The organism is Cohnella silvisoli (assembly GCF_021190915.1).
Lineage (GTDB): Bacteria > Bacillota > Bacilli > Paenibacillales > Paenibacillaceae > Cohnella > Cohnella silvisoli.
On record NZ_JAIOAP010000006.1, the window covers coordinates 1 to 21,400 of the forward strand.

Consider the following 21,400-nt stretch of genomic DNA (forward strand, 5'->3'; position numbering starts at 1 on the left):
TGAAAAACCTGGCGTCCAAGCGTTCGTAGACAATCATATAGATGGACAGGCTGTGACCGTTTTGGGGCGCGGCAAACTTCACCCCGCTTTGAACCCCATCAAGTGGAAGGTGACCGCGTGGCTGAACAATACGTTTAATGGCATCGGGGCCAAACATTTGCAGGCTTATTTAGACGAGTTTTGTTTCCGGTTGAACTTAAAGCTCCGCCATACCCCGGTCTTCAGCCAACTGCTCCATTGGTGCGCCGTAACACCAACCTTGACTTACAAAGAACTGACCCGCAGCAAACCGGTTCTCACCGTTCCTTGGGTGGTCTGGGGAAGCAAGGCGAAGTGGAAAGGAAAATGTCTCACCCTATGGAATGCTTGATGCTCGGGATACCTGCTTTTTAAGTTGCCGATAACCCGTTCCGTTCCAATCCATTCCAATTCACGAAACGGCAAACTTATGAATGATACCCGGGAATCCGTTGATTGCAACTCCCCACTCAAGTCATGGCATTCAAATATCCGCTGGTTGGCAAATCCCACTCAAGTCATGACATTCGAAAATCCGTTGATTGCAACTCACTTCTGTCATGGCACTCGAATATCCGCTGATTTGCAACTTACTTCTGAGGCGAGGGGATAATGGTACGTTTTCTCCGAAATGGAACGGAAATTAGGTGTCGGTTTTTCCCTACATTTCCCAGATGAGTAGATGTCTATAAACTTTCTGATCGCACAAGTGAAAAGGCCGTCATTGGGACGGCGGTATACGTTTGTATCGAGCTATCAGATGAGTATAAGGATCCCAAAACTTATACTTACTGATAGTTTAAAAATCCGATAGCCTTATGGCATGTCGGATTCATTTGGCAACGATCTTTCGGGTCAAACGTCATTTCCCTTCGAAAGGCAGGCTGGGGTAAGATCCCAGTATGCGAACCTGACATCCGATCGCTTCAATCTCAGCAATGGCGGCAGGCAAGAGTACGGTATCCAACGATAATTCAATATCGATGTAGAAATAGTAGTTGCCCAGCTTTTTCTTGGTAGGCCGCGATTCAATCTTTGATAAGTTGATGCGACGCCAAGCGAACGCGGACAATACTTGATGGAGCGCCCCCGGATAATCTTCCGGAAGCGTGATCAGAATGCTTGTCTTCCGCAGAGGGGCATCCTCGTTCTCGTACGGCGTCTTTCCGACCAACAAAAACCGGGTAAAATTGTTGTCATGGTCGGTAACTCCCGCCTCCAAAATATCAAGCTCCAGATCCGACGCCGCTAAGCGGGTACCTAAAGCCGCCCATCCTTTGCCGGGATTGTTCTTGACCATCCGAACGCCTTCAGCCGTGCTGCTAAGAGTTTCCAGTTCCGCATGGGGAAGCTTGGAACGGATGAACTGCAAACATTGCGCCATTGCCACGGGGTGACTCATGACTTTCGTAATTTTGCTCGGATCCCACTGCCCATTATCGTCCGATAATTCGCTTGCCGATCCGATCAGATTCTGGACAGAAGGGAAAACCCACTCTGCGCGAATAGGCAAGTCCACTTCATGGACGAGCCAGTCGATATGTAAATTCACAGAGCCGTCTATTGTATTCTCTATCGGGATAACTCCCCAATCCGTTTCGCCTTTGGCAGTCAGTTGGAAGACGTCCGCAATCATTTTGCAATACACAAACTCGACGTCCTCGTTCCGGAATAAATAACGTACCGCTTCGTCCGATACGGTTCCTTGGGGCAATAGAGCTACGGATTTACGAACGCTCATGCGCCCACCTCCACTTTCACATTCCTTAATAATCTATGCGGGTCTTTATCGTAATCAGGATGATTCTCGTCCATGAATAATACTTGCGGCCCATGTAAGCAAGGGTCCAGCCATTGGGTCTTAACCGTTATGCCTTCGCCGGCCATGACTTCCTGAATGAACGCAACCAATTGCCCATTACGGGAGTGTTCAGACCGGGCAAGGAACAGCAAAGTCGGCCCTGCACCGGAAAGCACCGCCCCCAGCGCTCCGTGATCGGTCGCCTCGCGAAGAATCCTATCCATGCCCGGAATAAGCGCCGCGCGATAAGGCTGATGCAATCGGTCTCTCATCGCATGGCTTAATAAGTCCAATCGGCCAGAAGCCAGCGCAGCGGTAAGCAAAGAGCTGTGCGTCACGTTAAACACGGCGTCGCTTAACGTAATTTGCTCCGGCAGCACATTGCGTGCCTTCTTCGTCGACAGTTCGAATTCCGGAATCGCCACCAGCACATCCATCCCGGATGGCGGTTCGATGCGGACATACTCCGCCCTTGTCCCGTCCCAAGCTGCCGCGATAATGCCCCCGAATAAGGATGCGCCAACATTATCGGGATGTTTCTCAAGCGCCGTCGCCATCTGGAATAGTTCGTCATCCGTCAGAACGTTGCCGATAAGTGAATTTGCAGCAACAAGCGCTCCAACAATAGCCGAGGCGCTGCTGCCAAGCCCTCTGGTTAGGGGAATATCACTGCGAATGCCAATATCCAATTCGGGAAGCTCGATTCCCGCTTTATCAAATACGCTTTGGGCCACCACATAGACCAAATTCGTCTTGTCTTGCGATACGCCCTCCAGATTATCGCCCACGAGCGTAATTCGGGTCGTCTCCGAAGGTTCCATGCTGATCCAAGCGAATAGAGACAAAGCCATCCCGAGCGAATCGAAGCCCGGACCTAGATTAGCGGTACTGGCAGGCACTTTAACGATAATTCGTCCGGAAATAGGTTTAGCATTGCGCATATCAAAGCTCCTTTAATGCCGTAGTCACAATTGAAGAGCGAAAGATCAGCCTTCTACGCGATAGACGCTTTTGATCTTTCGAACCGCGGATAAGCTTTCAAAAGCTTTCAGCACTTTATTCATTGCCGCCTTGCTGGCACCGTGCGTGATAATGATGATCTCCGTGCTCGATATATTCGGCATAGAAGGCTGCATAACGGACTCGATGCTGACATCGAAATCGGAAAATACTTGAGCGATTTGCGCCAAAACGCCTGCGCGATCTTCCACATGCAGCAGCAGGAAAAATTTCGAGGCAATCTGTTCGTCCGTTTTCAGCTTTACGACATTGTATGAGAGCTGTGCCTGCCGTCCGTTTACGCCGAGCTTCATGTTTTTGACTACCGCTACCAAGTCCGCGACGACCGATGTCGCCGTTGGCATCTCGCCAGCCCCCGGACCATAGAACATCGTTTCCCCAACCGCCTCGCCATGCACGTAAACGGCATTAAACACACCGTTAACGGAAGCAATCGGATGGCTTTTCTTGATCATGGTCGGCTGCACGCTCACGCTGATGAAATCATCCTGGCGTTCGGCGATTCCAAGCAGCTTCACTACATAGCCAAGCTGTTTGGCATATTGGATGTCTTCTTGAGTCACGTTGCTTATGCCTTTGGTCGTTACATGGTCCAAAGAAACGTTAGCCCGGAATCCGAGCGTCGACAAAATCGTCATTTTGCGCGCCGCATCAAGTCCTTCTACGTCGGAAGTCGGATCGGATTCCGCATAACCGAGCTCTTGAGCCTCTTTCAGAACATCGCCGTATGCAGCGCCTTCTTGGCTCATTTTCGTCAAAATATAATTGGTCGTCCCATTAACGATACCCATGATTTTCGTAATACGGTCGGATGAGAACCCTTCAATCAACGTGCGAATGATCGGTATACCGCCGGCCACGCTTGCCTCGTATAATACGTCGCAGCCCTTCTCGCGCGCCTTCTCCAATATTTCCGGGCCGTGCAGCGCCATTAAATCTTTATTGGCTGTTACGATATGTTTGCCCCGCTCCAGCGCTTCCAGTATATATTCCTTCGTCTGGGCGATTCCGCCCATGACTTCAACGATGACGTCAATATCAGGGTTGCGCACGATTTCCCAGGGATCTTCCGTAAGCTTGGAAGCCTCAACCGCAATGTTGCGCCCCTTCGTACGATCCTTGACTAGTATCTGAGAAATCGAGATGGGGGAGCCCACCTGGTTTAACAAATCCTCTTGATGGCCTTCCACGATTCTGACCACACCCGTGCCAACCGTACCTAATCCAAGCAACCCTACTTTTACTGGCTTCATCTCTTGTTCCTCCGCTTCCAACAGTCACCCTGCAATTTTAAATTTAATTAACTTCGCCCAACCACGGTCGCCCTTTTGACACCATCTAATGAACGAAGCTTCTCCAGAAGCTCCGGCAAAGCCCCGTTAATGCGCGAAGTATCCAAGGAAACAACGACGTTGGCCATCCCTTGAAGCGGAATGGACTGCGATATCGTGAGCACGTTTCCCTCGCCTGCCGCCAGCATTCCCAGAACCTTCGACAGCACGCCTGAACGATGTTCCAAGTCCATCGACAAGGTGGCAATCGTTTCGCGGGAAGCTTGCTCAAGCGAATACACGCCGTCTTTGTATTTGTAATACGCGCTGCGGCTTAATCCGACCCGTTCCGCGGCTTCATTGATCGTTGCCGCCTCACCCCGTCGCAGCAGCTCTTTGGCTTGCTCCGTCTTGAGTATGCCTTCCGGCAGCAAGTCCTCGCGGACGACGTAATACCGTTCCGCCATAATGCGTCCTCCCAGGAAAGACGAATGTTTGTGTATAGTGGACATTATATCGAAACGAAAGACAGGCGGCAATAGGCATGCTTCGCTTTTTAAGAAATTTGTCAGAAATGGTTGATACAATGAATCGGATGCGATTAAGATCGGAGGATTCATTATCGAACCTCAACGGGATACGTCTAGATCGGAATGGGCTGGCCTTCTATTAAGTCGAGACATATTCAATTCCAAAGGAGTGTTGGTGCTTCCGATGTCTCATAAATTAACAAAAGAAGACCTAAATAAGCTTACAGTTCATGGCATACAATTGGATGAGCATGATGTGGTACCCCTGACCAGCGAAAAAAAAGCGTTGCAGGCGCTTGAAGAATCCGTTACGACAGTACAGCATATTTTCCAGGAAATCCGCCAGACCGGACAAATTCCTATCCTCGACATCCGCAATGAAGTGATGCCCGCCATCGTTCAATCGACTGAACAAGCGCAGGTGTTTCCATTGCTTATTTCCATGCAAGCCAAAGATGATTATACTTACCGCCATAATATCGCCGTCGGAGCTATCTCTTCCATGCTCGGACGTTGGGTCGGATTACCGGAAAATGAATTAGCCATTCTCACGATCGGCGCCATCTTGCATGACGTGGGCAAGATGCGCGTACCTGAAACGATTCTTAATAAGACAGATAAACTAACCGACGAAGAATTCGAAATCATGAAAAAACATACCCTCTTCGGTTATGACATGATTAAAAACTGTATCGGCCTTTCTCAGCGTTCCGCCCTCATCGCCTTGCAGCATCACGAACGGGAAGACGGTTCGGGTTATCCGCTGCGCTTGCGAGGCGAACAAATTGATTATTTAAGTAAAATCGTCGCTATCTCCGATGTATTCCATGCCTTGACGAGCAATCGGGTTTATCGAAACGCCACTCCTTTCTACGAAATCCTTAGGCAAATGTATATCGGTTCCCTTGGCAACTTCGATTCACAGATTCTGCAAACCTTTACCAGACGCATAATGAATGCGCTTGTGGGCAGCATGGTTGAATTAACGGACGGCAGAACTGGAAAAGTGGTGCTTATCAATCCGACCGATCCTACACGTCCGTTAATTCAATCGAATGAAATCTTTATTGATCTCAGCAAGGAAAATCAAATCCACATGGAACAGATCATTGGATAATATTTATCGCGATCGAGCAGCAGGGGGCGGCTAGCCCCCATATTCCGTAATTTGAAATATCTATCCGACAGGCTCTTTAAGCCATTGGATTTCCAGTGTTGGTTATCCAATGCGCGTTGTAGAATCGGACTACCTGCAATTCGCCAATACCCTTTATGAGTATGTCCCCATTCAAAGGCTTTGTCCTTAGGCACACCTAGGGATATAAGCCTTTTTATTTTGGTTTTAGGTTACCAGAGATGAATTATGCCCTTCCGATGTCCCCCGTGGATTCACCACTTCAACACCCCACGTACTATGGCTTCTGCTGACTTCTGTACGCTCAGGCTGCTTTTACAATAGGATTTACGGAGTTATTCCGCATTCCGTACAGATCTCCCCAGGTAGGAACGTTATCTTTCCCTCCATCTATTCGCCTCATCTACTCTCGTCCGCCTTGGCAGTATGGACTTCGGCTTGTGTGGCAGCCTCATCCAACGGTCGTTAGCCTTATATGAGGTTTGTGTTCCTCGAACCGGAGGTTTGCCGCCGACTTCCTTCAGATTCGACCTCACGGTCGGCCCCCCTTGTCTTAAGCTAGTGGCTACTACTGCCTTCGCCATTCGGGATTTTCACCCTATAGATAACGCCTATGCTGGGCGACACCACAAGAGAGCTATGGAGTTCACTCCATAGCTCTCTCATGCTACCTATTCACCGGAATCTAACTGTCATTGTTCGCGAGAGCCTGGCGTCCCGCTTCAATAAGAGCCATAATTTCCAGTGTCTCTTCCTTGGGAACCGGTGGAATACCCGACTCGTAAAAATTCAGCGTCGCATCGATCATTCGCACAAAAAAATCTGAGAACTCTCCTATAAACAAGCCTTCCCCGCTGCAAAGCTGCAAATTGGCCTAGAATGGCGCATGATCCATCTGGAGCATGGAAGCCTGACGGCCATCTGCATATTCAGTAACAAGCAGCCTGCCTTGATTCGAAGACAGGCTCTTGATTCTCCGCGCTCCCACACCCATCATTGAAACGATCATCTCAAATAGATGCACCGCATAATTGTCGTAATAACAGGGGCCTGCCGTGGCCATAAACTCAATAGAATCTCTGCTCACCCTGCTGTCCGGATAATCCGCAAGTTCTTTGGAAAAGCGCAGTGCCGAGCTTGAGAACAACTGCGTGCCGTGTTTTTCAGCCAACTCGAACATCCTGATTCCCGATTGCAAGTCTGGCGAGAACGTCTTGTCGATATAGATGGGCTTGCCCGACATGAGTGGAATGCGCGCCAGGACTTGATTGGCATCACATCAGCTTGCGGTATCCAGTCCCCTGGCAAATCCGCCTCCGCCCAAGCAAACGCTAACTCGCAATCCCTTGCCTTATCCCTAATATTTTTCCTGACGATTTACGACGCCGATATTAAGAATTCTGTTATTGCGGTCGGCAGTGGCCTTCATCTCGATGACCTGCTCCATATTCTGGATTCAATTTTGTTAACAGTACGGAAGATGAACCCCATTCGCTTGCCCATATCCGGAACAGCATACCATATTTCCCGCTTAATTTGCGTCGCTTGCCGCATAAAGAAGCCGAACCGGTCCAATCAAGCCGCTCGGCTCTAACTGAGAAAAGCGAGAAAACGGATCAGGTTGCTCCCTTACAAGCGTGTTGGTCACCTCGATCGCAATTGTATTCACGCCATTAAGAACAAGATCTCCAATGTAAAGCCGGTAAGGCGGACAAATCCTGGTACCGACAACCGATCCGTTTAACCATACTTGAGCCGTTTCATAAACTTCTCCAAGGTCCAGATAGATCGATATTCCGGCTTGCTTCCATTCGAATGCCGTTTCATATCTTAAAGTACCGGAAAAAGAAGGGAGCAGTTCAGGACGGCTCAGATCGGTTAATTCATTCAGCTGCCTCCATGGCTTGAACGTTGGATAAAGCTCCGAGTCGGCGGTTGCAATGATCCACGGTCCGGAAATCGGCATAACCTGATCCGGTTGCTTGGCAATGACCGGCATCCGGTTTTCTGGCGGAATGTGTGATACCCCTTCTCCTGTCAACACAATGACCGACTCGTAGGGGTAAAGCTGCAACGGGATGACTTTGCCTGCCTGAACCGCTTCATCGTCAATTGGTCCAAGTCGATTGGAAAATGCGTCGTACCGAAAAATATCGCCTTCTGCAGGAATCCGAACGTTAACCTCCAATTGCTCATAAGGATGCTCATTGAAGAACATATACACATCCAAATCGGTATGTTCGTAATGGTAGTAGCGCAAATAGGGCGTTTGCCCCTCCGGCTCGATTTCATGGATGCCCATTGCTTTTAGCTGCTTCGTCAGCTCGCTCAATGAGACGGAGCGGACGCTGTCATGTGCGGCCAGTCGCGCGATTAAATCTGTCGCATCGTCACCGTCGCTAGAACGGACCGGCAGCCCGCCGACAAACAGCAGCGGCAAGCCTTGCGCCGAGAATTCGTTCAAAGAGGCCAACAGCTTGCCCGGCAGCGCCTCGCTGTACGGCAATATTAAGCACTTGAACTGTTCCTCGTGTAAATGCAGCTTACCATCCCTGACGAACGCCGTATCTGCGAGCACGTCCGACGGAACGACATCGCAATCGATTTGCCCGCGCAGCAGCTCTTTGACCGGTTTATGGAAGAGCATGCAATCCCCCGACCATTCGGCTTCTGCATGATAAAGCACCGCCGCAGGCGCAACATGACGTCCTCCGTTAAGCAAATGGCAAACCCGATTTGTGTATTGATTCAGTTCGCTATAGTAGCGATACTGCGGGTTTTTCCCTCTCGCATACAGATGAGGCGGACAATCCGGATCCGGGTATTCCTTCAAAGAAAACGAATGGGGAATATAATAGTTCACTCCCCGGACAAGCATGTGGTCCGTCAGCCATTTCATCAGCTTAAGCCCTTCGGACCAACCGTACGCACCGAACACTTCCGCGAGCGTGCGGCCTTTTTTCTTGGGATCGAGATGACCGAGCGAAGAACCTAGCTTGGCCAACCCGTAATGGAAAAATTCGCTGTCGGTCTCGCCCCCGATCCAGGTAAGCGGTGTCTCATCGAAGCCCGGAACGATTTGCCGAAGAACGACATCGATTCCTGACATATCCTGCCCCCACAACGCTCGAAAAAAATGTCCCGGACCGGGACCAAGTCTTGCGTGCGCATTATTGTCTTCGATGATATGACCTATATATTGGACGCCATGGCTGCGGCACCAGTCTCCGATCTGATCGGTGAAATGTTTCGCATACAGCTTGGTCACTTCGTTCATATAAGCATAACGAACGTTCCAAGTTTCCGCGCCACCCTCGTGCCAAAACAATGGCAGGCAAGAAACGAACGAGGAGCCGAATTGTTCCTGAAGTATCGCCTGCAGCTCCGCGCTCCACGGCAGAACCATGTTTTTCTTCCCTATTCGCGAACCGATTCTCGCTTCGAGCGAAGCCTCTTTGTCGTTATTGAAACCCGGCTCATCCGAGAAAAAGCCCGCAAACGTATGCCCGAAGTCGTTTTCGTAGCGCTCGTAAAAGGGTTCGTACACCGTATCGATCAGCACGCGAACCGATTCGGGAACGATCGGATTCAAATAATCCTTTTCGTGCTCGCTGCCGCCTGTCGATGTTTCGGTGAAAAAAAATATTCGCCAAAAGCCTGCGGGAATATCCCAATATAACATGTCACCGCTGACTAATCGGCTTAAATCGATTTCGCTGCCTTCGATCAAATCGCCGGATCCGGGGCGCCGCTCGACTGCCGCTACCCCGATGTGACGATTCCCGCGTTCATCGGCAGTTTGCCAACCGGTGATGGGCGCCTTTATCGAGATGGAGGCATGCTTCATCGGACCGACAACGTCGATATGATGCTCTTTAATAAAGAGCCGGCGAAGCTCTCTGGAAGCATGCTTCAGTTTACCTGCTGCGTGCCCGGTAGGAAAGTGATCGTCGTCGAACACCCAGATTTTCATGCCGCGTTTTCTTGCTTCATCCATAATAATATCCATATCGCGCCACCATGACGTGCCTATAAAATCCGGATGAGGGCGGGACTCGACGCATAACGCTCGGATGCCCGCCTCATCGATGCGCGCCATTTCTTCGCGGATGACCACTTCTTCTTCTCCATGCAGCCAAAATAGCGGGATGATATAGTTGTCTTCGTTCCCCATAATGACGTCGCTTAACCGTTTATTCATAATAAATACTCCCAACCAATCGAGTCTGCGTTGTTATTATGCCTTCAATCTCTTCACTCTCGCGAATTTGAAAACGTTCGCGGTGTTATTCACAACGCTGCCGCCGGCTGCAATGCCGCCGACACGGTTAAACATCCCCGTCGATATATTAACGAGAAGAATATCATATTCCCATTCCCCGCCTGCCGGAAGCGTGACGGATTCAGCCAGCCCTTTGTTGATCCATTGAACGTTGCCGATTTCATTCGCCGTCATTGTCGACAACGGCTGCAGAGCCATGTTAAAGTTTCGCCCATCGTCCGTAAACCCTATCAATTTAGGATGGGTCGGTATTACCTCGTTATCGTAAGTTCCGTTTCCGTAAAAGTAATTTTTCCTGATTTTGTGTGTCGCATCTTCATAGACCACGGTGTTATAGATCGAACAATCATAGAATGCCATACCAGAAGGGAAATCGTTATTAGCCTGCGCATCGAATATGATCCCGTTGCTGGAAGAGTCGTAACAAGCGAAGTGGCATCGGTAAAATGAATTGGAGTCGACGAATTTAAACCAGGCGCACACGGAATTTTGAGAGTTTACCGTATCGAATCTGCAATTACGCCATGAGGTGATCCAAGTGTCGTTCTGAACGGCATAGTTTCCGTCCATGTACAGACAAATGGAGTTGTTATGGGTAGAGGCGACGTTTACGTTATCGAACTCGTTGAAAATATTATAGTTGCCTACAGGCGCATTGCCACCTATGATGAATAAACCGACTTCCGTATAATGCAATATTTTGACGTTGCGCATCTGCGTTCCGCTAACCGCAGTAAGCTTAATGCCTACGGTCGCATTCAATATGCATCTGATATGAATGTTTTCGATATGCACATCGGAAATACGGCCCCGGACGTCAATCGCTGCCGGCATCGTTGCGTTGCACATCAATACGGTCGGCCTCATATTGGGGTCGTCTACGCCGAATGCGCCGCCTTCCCCGATGAGCTTCACGCCGTTTTTAGTCGAGAAATTCGTTCCGCCATCCCCATTCCCCACGGTAATCGTAGAGGTTATGGAATAAACTCCGCCGGGGAAGTAAACAGTCCCTCCTCTTGCGGGCAAGCTGTTTATCGCCGATTGAATCGCCGCCGTGTCGTCGTTCGTTCCATCCCCTTTCGCTCCGAACCATTTCACATTGTAATCTTTATCGGTCAGCGTTCTTCTCCATCTTCCCGAACCTGGATTTGAAGCAGGGATGATAACCGTGCCATTATTATCCGCTTCCGTCGCGCCGCTGTCCCAATAAAAGAGTCCACCGCCGCCGTCGTTGACCGCATAATATCCCGCAAGCGAAACAACGATATTTTGCGTCGGAACGCCGAAAGCTTTCAAGCCCGCCATAGAAGTCGCATAATAGAGTAGACTGGGGTTTATTTGATTTTCCTCCCAATAGGAGCATTCTATCGATGCTCATGATTAATCGTGCAATCTTATCCCTTAACGCTGCCCATAACGAGACCTTTAATAAAATAGCGTTGAAAAAACGGATACACGAGCAAAATCGGCAGCGTAGCAAGAAATATTTGAGCGGCCCTTGACGTTTGTTCATTTACCAAGCTGAGCAGATTGATGTTGCTGCTGGCGATGATCTGATAATCCGGTTTAATAATGACCGTCTGCAAATAGCTTTGCAGCGGGTAGTTCATCGGATTGTTCATGAAGATGATTCCGTCGAACCATGAGTTCCAGTGGCCTACGATCGCAAATAAAGTAATCGTTGCGAGAGCCGGTTTGGACAAAGGAGCATAAATTTTGAGCAAATTCGTCCAATGACCGGCTCCGTCTACAAGAGCGGCTTCATCGATTTCTTTGGGCAAGCTTCTGAAAAAATTCATTAGCAGAATAATGCTGAAAACTTGAACCGCTCCAGGCAATATCAACGCGAAAATACTGTTTAACAACCCCACCTCCTTCACAGTCAGATAGCCCGGTATTAAGCCGCCGTTAAACAGCATCGTAAGGACAAAATACCAGGCATAGACGTTGCGCCATTTGAATCTTTCCTCGCTTCGCGAGAGCACGTAAGACGTTGGAAGCGCCAATAGCAAATTAATGAATGTGCCGATCGCAACCACTTTGGCAGATACGACAAACGAACGAAGAAACTCCGGTTTGTCTGCAACGAACTGGTAAGCCTTTAACGTAAAGCCTTTGGGCCAGAGCTTGACAGCATTGCTGGCTGCAAACTCGCTGCTGCTGAAAGAAATGGCTAACAGATTAACGATAGGAAGCATACAAGCCAAGGCGATCGCAGAAAGTAAAATAGCATTAAATATGACGAACAGCTTCCTGCCTGGCGTGCTATATTCTTTCATCTTCAATCACCCGACAATCAAAATATTCTGTAATTCGCAAATTTACCGGCTAGCTTATAAGAAATTACGATTAATACGAACGACACAACGGACTTGAAAAATCCGATCGCCGCAGCAGGCCCATACTGCCGGTCAACAAGCCCCATTCGATACACCATGGTGTCGATGATGTCTCCCGTACGGTAAACAATCGGACTGTAAAGATTAAAGATCTGGTCAAAGCCTGCATTCAATATTCCGCCCAAGCTCAAGGTGGCCATTAATATAACGGTGGGAAGAATACCTGGAAGCGTAATATAAAGAGCTTGTTTCCAGCGGCTCGCGCCATCGATGATGCTCGCTTCATACTGCGATTGATCGATATTCGTCAGCGCGGCCAAATATACGATGGTGCCGAAGCCGAAGCTTTTCCAAGTATCCGTCGCAACGAGAACGTAAGGGAACACGGATGCGTCGCCAAGAAAAAATACCGGTTTGAATCCAAGCCCCGCCATTATATCGTTCACGATGCCGGTGGACGGCGACAAGATGTCGATCAGAATCCCCCCCAGCAAAACCCAAGAAAGGAAATACGGAAAATAGACGATCGTTTGCACTGTTTTTTTGAACAAGACGCTTCTCACTTCATTCAATAGGAGTGCGAACGCAACCGGAACGATCAAACCCGCGGCAATTTTCATAATGGCGATATAAAACGTATTCCATAACACCTGGTAAATATCAGGCAAGCTGAGCACGAACCTGAAATTACCAAAGCCAATCCATGCCGAATCGAAAATCCCTTTGAATATGTTGTATTTCTGAAAGGCGATCGTCAGCCCGAATAAGGGAACGTAACTGAAGACAAACAACAAGACGACCGCCGGGAAAATCATCACGTGCAATGCACCGTTTCGATTTTGAAAAAAATCGCCCATCTTAAATCTCCTCAGTTCCTTTGCGATAATTCGTTGACTTCATTCGTCATCTCGTCTCCGCCAAGCTTGTGCCATTGATTAACAAAATCATCGAACTCATTAAGCGATCCGCCCATAATGATTTTCGTAAACACTTCCGATTCAAGTTTGGCCAACGTCGCCTGTTTATCTACCATGGTCGGGGTCGGAGAACCATAAAATTCATTTACCTTAATCTGGTTGTTCTTGCTATATCCTTCGATAAGCGCCATTGCGGATTGATCGCCGGAACCGAATACATTGTAGTGAACCCAGTTCGCCGGATCTTTGTGCTCGAGCCAGCGCATGGCGCTTTCGAACGTACTCTTTTCTTCTCCGCGCAAGCCCGCGCCGTCCTTTTTGGCAACGGCTTCGGACACCTTATGCATAATGTCGATATTTTTCGAAGTCGGAGCCATTGTCATGAACGCCAAGTCGAACAATTGCTTGCCGTCTTCGCTCATCATAAATTTACTGAATTCCGTTTCGGCTGATTTGCCGTATCCTTTTTCCAAAGTGAAATTCGCCAGTTTAATCAACGCTTCGGGATTGGAAAATTTGTTGTTGGCTACGATAAACCCGGAAATCCCGACGGTTGCGGCACCTACCGCGGGGTTGCCGTCAACCGAAACGATTGTGTATGGCATCCATTCCGCTTTGGGATCGGCTTTTTTGCTATCGCCAAGCGGCCAGCCCGGATTCCAGAACGCTCCGTATTCCATGCCGATTTTGCCCGCTGTCGTCATTTCGGCAAGCTTGCCGCCATCTTTGACCCCAAACTCCGGATCGATCAGCCCTTGCTTATACATATTTTGCAGCTTTTCCAATACGGTTTTCATTTCCGGCTGCACATTTCCATATACGATTTTACCCGAACCGTCTTTAATCCAAATGTTAGGATAAGCATGATAACCATAAGCAAAGCCGGCCAAATCGGCAAAGCCGCCCCCAAACAATTGATTCGTAAGCGCCAGTCCGAACGTATCGTTCTTGCCGTTCCGATCCGGATCTTTGGTCGTGAAAGCATCGGCAATTTGCAGGACGTCGTCCATCGTCTTAGGTGCCGACAGCCCTACGTTATCCAGCCAATCCTTCCTGATCCAGATCACGTTAACTTGCTCCCCCAGATTGCCGGGCTGTCCGATTGCCATCAGCTTCCCGTTATAATGAAGCGCCTCGAACGATTTGAGATCGCTTTCAAGAACGCTTCTTAACAGCGGTGAAGCATATTGGTTGTACGCTTCCGTCAAGTCGGCAATCATTCCGTTCTCCGCGAGATTGTTAAAGTCTTTGGAATTGACGCTGAACAAATCCGGAAGATCGTTGGATGCGATATCCAGCCCGATCTTTTGTTCATACTGCGTGTTATCGACGTACCACTTGTATTTCAGTTTGATACCGAGCTCTTGCTCATAAGCTTGCGTCCAAACGTTATTGTCATAAGATTCCCCTTCATTAAACTTGTAATTGCCGTTAATTCCTCTTACCGCGGTGATCTCGACCGGCGGATCATACTTGCTGTCCGCATCCGCATTAGAAGGTGCTGATGCTTGAGCGGTTCCTTCCGCATTTGAAGCTTTGCTCTCGGATGAAATTGCAGAATCGCTTTCTTTTGCCGAATTGTCGCCCGAGCTGCAAGCGGCGACAGTAATAATCAAACATAAACATAGCGAAGCAAATAATAGTTTTTGACCCCCGGACTTCCTCATATCCGACCCCTCCAAGTAGTTTGTTTCTTACACTTCCGATTATAAGGTCGTTCGTTTTTACTTGTAATATGCGATCCGTTTACAACTGTTATCTATCCTTTACCTCTTTTAAATGACCGTACCCTAGCAGATAAAAAAAGCCCCCTTCGTGGAGACTTTCCCGTAACTAATTTTTACTTTTATTTTTACTTTTATCACGATATTCTTGCGGACTGATCGCCATAAGCTTTTTAAAAAATCGCGTGAAATACGGCGCTGTAGAAAAACCGACCATAGCGGCGATCTCATGGATTTTATATTGATGGTCCCCCAGCAGTTCTTTTGCCTTGTCTAAACGCCTGTTATTGATATAACTAAACAAGTTCTCGCCGGTAATCTGTTTGAAAAGCCTTGATAAATAGGAAGGATTTAAATATACGATTTCCGAAAGCTTCGACAAAGATATTTCTTCTCCCAGATGATTCATAATATATTTTTGAACTTTATGGATCACTGTCTTTGCCCTGTCTTCTTCCTCATCGTTCTGAGCTTCAAAAACAAGTTTTGCCAATGCCACAAGGTAGTCGGCCGCATCCGTCCATGTGCCGTGCCCATCTGCCCGAGTCAGTTTTTTCAGGTCGATATGGAGCTCCAACTCATTCGCCAGATCCCGTCTGTTAATATAAGAGGAGAGCACTAGAGAGACGGAATAATAGACTTCGAAAGCGGGTCGAAAATCTTTCGTCTTCTGATCCCGCAAATACAACAGAAAGGGATGAACACTCGTCTGAAACGCTTCTTCTTGACCGGATTCCAAATCATTTTCCAATTGCCGCTGCTTTCTAAATAGCTCCTGCACGATAGAGATATCGTTATTTGTGTCAGAAATGATTTCTTTGCTGGTCAACAGCTTCATTTCAATACCCTTATCCGTACAATAGCGGAGGGCTTCACTGATGGATTGAAATTTCGCCGGAATGGAAGGCCAATCGGAATATTTATGATCAATAACAAAAGAAAGAGAAACGCCGAGCGATTCATAACATACCTCTTGAACCGATTCTAAATTCCCTCTGATTGAATTCAATATTGTTTCAGTTTCAACTGTCTCTTGATCTGACCCTTTATAGGGCTGCGCAAGCCAAATTATTTTTAACTTTTCATATTCAATATAATAACTTTGTACGATTCGTTTTAAATATTTTTCAAATACCATATGGATGGATTGGACCCATTTAACCCTGTTCAATAACGAAATATCCTTGCTCGGATGGTTGACTTTGCATGAAATCATAATGACCGGGGATTGCGGGTCCAGGGGGATACCCAATTGTTCAAAGTGTTCGTCAATTTGATCGAACTTGATCGGGTTCCCCGATAATAACTCCATGAAATATTCTTTTTGTATAATGGGGAGCGCCGTGTTAAGCTGTTTGTTCGCATTAGAAATCAGATCGTCAATTTTTCGGTTTTCGATGATTTTTATAATAGCGTTCCTCACAGCATTCACGATTTCCTCATGGCCTTCCATTTTCAGCAAATAGCTGACACTCGTATTTTTAATTGCTGCATAGACATAGTCAAATTCGTTATAGCCCGTAAGAAAAATGATTTGACACTCCGGCCAATGCGCCCGAATGACTTCCATCAGTTGTAAACCCGACAATCCCGGCATGCGAATGTCCGTTAACACGATATCGATTTTTGTTTTTCTCATCCATTCGACCGCTTCGCCTCCTGAAAAGGCCTTGTATACATCCAAATCGAATGAATCGAAACTGCGAAATAATTCAAATAGCCCCTCAACAATATCCTGTTCATCGTCTACAATCAGTAATCGGTACAAATCGGTCCCTCCGCTATGCAAAGTTTGATCTCGACGAATAACCCTCCCATTTTTCCGCGGGAAACAACAAGTCCGCTTTCATCCCCATACTTTAGCTGCAGACGCCTGTGAACGTTAACCATTCCCGTTAATTCGCTTTCCCCGTCATGTATTTGCAACTTATTTTTCAATTGACTTAACCCTTCTTCTGTCAACTCTTCACCGTTATCTTCGACGGATACAACAATAAATCGGCTATCCGACATAAAATCGATGCGGACCATCCCGTCCTCCGTTTTGTTCGAAAGGCCGTGTTCGAATGCATTTTCAATGATCGGCTGCAAGATGAGCCTGGGAACGATCCTATCCCCATATTCCTTTGGCAGCGAATGAAACGCTAGCTTGATTCGTTTACGATATCGTCTCGCTTGTATTTCCGCATAGTTTCGCGCATGATTCACTTCATTTGCAAGGGACACTTCATCAAAAGTGTTGCGTGTAACATATTGCAAATAAGCCCCTAATTGTCTCGTAAATATTTTTGCATTCTCGTTATCTTCATTTTCAACCATATTGTATAAAATAAAAAAACTGTTATACAAAAAATGAGGATTAATTTGAGATTGCAGCAGCTTCAACTCTGAACGCTGATTAAGGATTTTCTGCAAATAAACCTGCTCCATCATATGCTTCAGTCGGCTGACCATGAAATTAAACCGCATGTATAAAAAATTGAATTCGTCTTTGTAATCATGCTCAATCTTCATATCCAGATCCCCTTCTTCCACTCTTCTGAACGATCGAATCAGTTTATTCAGCGGTCTTTTGATCAATCTGTAAGTCATGTATGAATAGATTATGATTAATAAAAAAGCGCAAAACGTAAAAAACCAGAACCAAATTTTATATCGTTCAACTGTTTCGAAGATCACTTTCTCCGGTATGTATTTAAACAAAGAGAAACCCAATTTTTCAGAGTGGGTACCGATTACAATGTATTTATTTCCGTCAGTATGATTCACAACAAAATCGTAATCGTCCAACAATCGACCGGATCGACCGGACTCGGACTCATGCCCTTTAATCAGTTGCGCCATTCCCGTTCCGGCAGCCGTGTTTAGATACATGCTGCCGCTATCATCGGTCATAAACAAACCGCTATCCACTCTGTCGACAAAACTTTTTAACTGATTTTCCAATTTCTCCGCCGATAGTTTGACGACGGTTACGAAAGTCGGACTTCCCGTCTTGTTTACTTTTTTGGTGAAAAGATTGATCTCATGCGGGTGAACAATAAGCTTTGCACTGGAGCTGCCTAAATCGCTATTCAAACCATTTAATTGCGGGGAAATCAGTTCGTTCACACCATATGAGAACACCGATTTATGGATGGATGGAATATACACGCCAGTCTCTTCAATCGAACTATTGCTGTCCCTAATGCTGATTAATTTTTTCTGAATTCGCCGCAAAGATTTAACCTTCTCCACATCATCCATCGATTCCGGCAGCGCAGCGATTTGGTTCAAATCATCGTCGAACATGAAATCAAACTGAAGGTTTCGAATTCGATCAATATCTTTTTCCATGTTTCCTAAATAATAATTTACTTGCAATTTTGCCGAATTCGACAATTCCGATTTCACCGTATCGACAGCCCACGTGTAGATGCTGACGGCGAGAACATATAGCGGAAAAGTCACTAATAAAAATGTAATGATCAATCTTGTGAAAATCGAGCTTCTAAAATAGGAACCGAATTTCTGCATTTATTCACCCCGGCTATCACCAATGATGAAAGCGCATTCATTTTCACTGATAATATTATTATAGATGCAGCTATCGTTGCATGCTACATCCATATTTTTTACTTCCGTATCTTCTATTTACATGTTTAATTGCGATGTCGATAACGGCAATCAACAAAGAGACGACTTCGTTGATTAACACAGCCGCCAACCAGGCACAATGGAAAAAAACTATTTCCAATTTTGCCCAGTTGACGGCTGTAGAAAATTCTGATCTCTTATAAGCTTATTCTTCCTCGTACAAGTAATTATCCGAGCCGCCTTCGAAGAACTCAAACTCGAACTTCCCAATCCGAATAATGCTGCCGTCTTTAGCTCCGCGCTTGCGCAATTCCGCATCGATCCCGACCCCGCGTAAAATCCGACCGAACCTTACGACAGCGTCATAAGAATTAAATTGCGTACGTCTCATCAGTCTCTCGATGGATTCGCTTTGAATAACGAAAGTCTCATTTTCCCTCGTAATCGTGAAGTCCGTATCCTTCGTCGATTCGAAGCGATATACGATGCCTTCTTCCGCTTTGGCCAATTGCTCGCTTTCTTCCACTTCCGATGGTTCGGGCAGAGATTCAAGCAAATCGGCTACGCGATAGAGCAATTCCTTTATTCCCTGTTTCGTGAGGGAAGAAATCGGCATGACGACGATATCCGGGTCGATCTCGCTTACCCGCTTGCGAAACTCGGCAAGATTGTCCTCCGAATCGGGCATATCCATTTTATTGGCTGCGACAATTTGCGGACGATCGGCCAGCTTGATGTTATAAAGCTTCAACTCGTCGTTTATTTTCACCCAATCCTCGAACGGGTCGCGTCCTTCCATGCCGGACATGTCCACGACATGTACGATAATGCGGGTTCGTTCCACGTGGCGCAGAAATTCATGGCCGAGCCCGACTCCCGTATGCGCGCCCTCAATCAGTCCGGGCAAATCCGCCATAACGAAACTTCTCTCGTCCCCTAAATCCACTACGCCTAAATTAGGAGTAATCGTCGTAAAATGATAAGCTCCAATCTTCGGCTGAGCTCCCGATACGACCGATAACAGCGTGGATTTTCCGACACTCGGGAATCCGACCAAGCCGACATCAGCCATGACTTTGAGCTCAAGCGTTACCCAGCGCGCTTGCCCTTCCTCGCCATTCTCGGCTATGGCAGGCGCCGTATTCACCGCACTCTTGAAGCGAATGTTTCCTCTTCCGCCACGACCGCCTTTAGCGATGACGACCTGCTGATCATGGCGCGTTAAATCCGCGATCGTTTCTCCCGTATCATCGTCTACAACAACCGTCCCAGGAGGAACGCGAACAACCATGTGATCCGCATTGGCGCCGTGCTGCGATTTGTTCCGGCCCTTCTCGCCCTTCGTCGCTTTGAAATGTTTCTGGTAACGGAAATCCATAAGCGTCCGCAAGCCTTCGTCGACACGGAAAATTACGTTGCCGCCATTGCCTCCGTCGCCGCCCGAAGGTCCGCCCTCGGGCACGTACAATTCTCTGCGGAATGAGACCAGTCCGTCGCCGCCATCCCCGCCTTTAACATAAATCTTCGCTTTGTCTACAAACATGATGAGTTCACTCCGTTATGCCGGCAGAGGAAAATGAATGACCATTGTCCGCGCTTGTCGCGTTTTCTCTGCGGGCTCGTCTACCTGATCTAATAGCCCTATGCCTTCCAAACACTTCTCCAATTCAACGATTACGCTGTCCGCTGCCGCGAGTTCGCCCTCATAGGCCATCACGATCTTAAGTCCGCCTTCAGCGCAGCTCAATTTCAGCTTAAGTACATTTTCGCCGCTGATCGAACTTACCGCACGGAACCGAAAAACATTCACGAGTCCGATTACCGCCCTTGACAGTTTCTCTGCCTCATAGGGCAGACGATCCAAATGCAATCCGTCCTGCATGTCCACATCGAGACGCATCGTGTCGCAAACCGTGCGAAACGACAATAGGAATGAAGCAAGCTCAGGTATGCCGATTTGCGACAGCTTGCTATCATGATCCATGCGTACTCTTATTCTGTCCACGACATCCACTGCTTTATCTAGCTTGTTCAGCCGAAGATATCCATACAATATTTGCAGCTCGTTCATCCAGTCATGCCGATGGTGGCTTAACGTTCGAATAGCCGATAATTGTGCATGTGCAAGCAGACGGTCGCAATGCTCCCGGTGTTTGCGTCTTTCCATTCCCCATACGATGACGCAAACGACAAACGTCCACAGAACGAATAATATGAGCGGCCACCAGTAACGATGCCAGATAAAGACTGTCACTGCAGGTATAGCAAGCGATAATATCGCCGCGAGCGCCGTCAGTGTCATTTTCCTAAACATCATGTGACTTCCCCGTTTCGTTTTCCTTTCAAAGCCCGGAAACCCTGTCCACTCATATAGTATAACATGGTGGGAACGGCTTAACCATGAATGGCCCCGCTCGCCGCATTCACACAAAAACCCCGGCCAACTTTCCTTGGCCGGGGTTCTGGATGCCGTATTAAACTTCTAGAGCAGCTGCAACCGGTGCTTCCGATACAGGGTATACGCTCAATTTCTTGCGATCGCGTCCCCAACGCTCGAATTTAACGACGCCTTGCACTAATGCGAAGAGCGTATCGTCTTTACCGATGCCTACGTTGGTTCCTGGGTGAATCTTAGTGCCGCGTTGGCGGAACAAGATGCTGCCAGCAGTTACGACTTGACCGTCCGCTCTTTTGGCGCCTAGGCGCTTAGAGTGGGAGTCGCGTCCGTTCCTCGTCGATCCAACCCCTTTTTTCGAGGCGAATAACTGAAGATTTAACTTCAACATG

16 protein-coding genes and 1 pseudogene are annotated in these 21,400 nt (G+C 47.7%); 2 read left to right on the top strand and 15 right to left on the bottom strand.

Annotation, left to right across the window (positions count from 1 at the left end):
* Positions 1–370, top strand: a pseudogene (locus K7P76_RS12795) (hypothetical protein); the annotation flags it as partial.
* A gap of 510 nt (positions 371–880) precedes the next feature.
* Here K7P76_RS12795 and pheA read toward each other — a convergent pair.
* The 4 genes from pheA to K7P76_RS12815 are packed head-to-tail and all read right to left on the bottom strand — an operon-like array spanning position 881 to position 4,577.
* Entirely contained in the window at positions 881–1,759 is an 879-nt protein-coding gene (gene pheA, locus K7P76_RS12800) for a prephenate dehydratase (RefSeq protein ID WP_232185695.1), read from the bottom strand.
* On the bottom strand, positions 1,756–2,760 hold the full coding sequence (thrB, locus tag K7P76_RS12805; protein ID WP_232185696.1) for a homoserine kinase: 1,005 nt from the start codon (positions 2,758–2,760) through the stop codon (positions 1,756–1,758). The genes pheA and thrB overlap by 4 nt, the downstream gene beginning before the upstream one ends.
* 45 nt (positions 2,761–2,805) lie before the next feature.
* A complete protein-coding gene (locus K7P76_RS12810; RefSeq protein ID WP_232185697.1) occupies positions 2,806–4,092 on the bottom strand; it encodes a homoserine dehydrogenase in 1,287 nt (428 codons plus the stop codon).
* A 47-nt stretch (positions 4,093–4,139) separates the two neighbouring features.
* A complete protein-coding gene (locus K7P76_RS12815) occupies positions 4,140–4,577 on the bottom strand; it encodes an ACT domain-containing protein (protein WP_232185698.1) in 438 nt (145 codons plus the stop codon).
* 247 nt (positions 4,578–4,824) lie between these two features.
* On the opposite strand from K7P76_RS12815, the gene K7P76_RS12820 reads away from it, so the two are divergent.
* Entirely contained in the window at positions 4,825–5,757 is a 933-nt protein-coding gene (locus tag K7P76_RS12820) for an HD-GYP domain-containing protein (protein ID WP_232185699.1), read from the top strand.
* Between the two features lie 892 nt (positions 5,758–6,649).
* Here K7P76_RS12820 and K7P76_RS12825 read toward each other — a convergent pair.
* The 11 genes from K7P76_RS12825 to rpmA all read right to left on the bottom strand — a co-directional run bounded on the left by K7P76_RS12825 (position 6,650) and on the right by rpmA (position 21,399).
* Complete coding sequence (locus tag K7P76_RS12825) at positions 6,650–7,018, bottom strand: Gfo/Idh/MocA family oxidoreductase (protein WP_232185700.1); 369 nt, start codon at positions 7,016–7,018, stop codon at positions 6,650–6,652.
* Positions 7,019–7,306: 288 nt separating this feature from the next.
* Positions 7,307–9,976, bottom strand: a complete 2,670-nt coding sequence (locus K7P76_RS12830) for a glycosylhydrolase-like jelly roll fold domain-containing protein (RefSeq protein WP_232185701.1) — start codon at positions 9,974–9,976, stop codon at positions 7,307–7,309.
* Positions 9,977–10,012: 36 nt separating this feature from the next.
* Positions 10,013–11,362, bottom strand: a complete 1,350-nt coding sequence (locus K7P76_RS12835; protein ID WP_232185702.1) for a putative phage tail protein — start codon at positions 11,360–11,362, stop codon at positions 10,013–10,015.
* A gap of 89 nt (positions 11,363–11,451) precedes the next feature.
* Positions 11,452–12,336, bottom strand: a complete 885-nt coding sequence (locus K7P76_RS12840; protein ID WP_232185703.1) for a carbohydrate ABC transporter permease — start codon at positions 12,334–12,336, stop codon at positions 11,452–11,454.
* Positions 12,337–12,353: 17 nt separating this feature from the next.
* Positions 12,354–13,253, bottom strand: coding sequence for an ABC transporter permease (locus K7P76_RS12845; protein WP_232185704.1), 900 nt, complete (start codon positions 13,251–13,253; stop codon positions 12,354–12,356).
* Positions 13,254–13,264: 11 nt separating this feature from the next.
* Positions 13,265–14,980: an extracellular solute-binding protein gene (locus tag K7P76_RS12850; RefSeq protein ID WP_232185705.1), complete on the bottom strand. Its 1,716-nt coding sequence runs from the start codon at positions 14,978–14,980 to the stop codon at positions 13,265–13,267.
* A gap of 166 nt (positions 14,981–15,146) precedes the next feature.
* Positions 15,147–16,826: a response regulator gene (locus K7P76_RS12855; protein ID WP_309244761.1), complete on the bottom strand. Its 1,680-nt coding sequence runs from the start codon at positions 16,824–16,826 to the stop codon at positions 15,147–15,149.
* The gene (locus K7P76_RS12860; RefSeq protein ID WP_232185707.1) at positions 16,790–18,553 is read right to left on the bottom strand and encodes a sensor histidine kinase; all 1,764 of its coding nucleotides are present in this window, start codon (positions 18,551–18,553) and stop codon (positions 16,790–16,792) included. Before K7P76_RS12860 ends, K7P76_RS12855 begins: the two co-directional genes overlap by 37 nt.
* A gap of 265 nt (positions 18,554–18,818) precedes the next feature.
* Positions 18,819–20,156 (bottom strand): GTPase ObgE, encoded by a 1,338-nt coding sequence (gene obgE, locus K7P76_RS12865; RefSeq protein WP_232185708.1) that lies wholly within the window; start codon positions 20,154–20,156, stop codon positions 18,819–18,821.
* Positions 20,157–20,171: 15 nt separating this feature from the next.
* Complete coding sequence (locus tag K7P76_RS12870) at positions 20,172–20,930, bottom strand: Spo0B domain-containing protein (RefSeq protein WP_232185709.1); 759 nt, start codon at positions 20,928–20,930, stop codon at positions 20,172–20,174.
* 157 nt (positions 20,931–21,087) lie between these two features.
* Positions 21,088–21,399 carry a 50S ribosomal protein L27 gene (gene rpmA / locus K7P76_RS12875; protein ID WP_232185710.1) on the bottom strand — a complete coding sequence of 104 codons (312 nt, stop codon included), beginning with the start codon at positions 21,397–21,399 and terminating at the stop codon, positions 21,088–21,090.
* Between the last annotated feature and the right edge of the window lies 1 nt (position 21,400).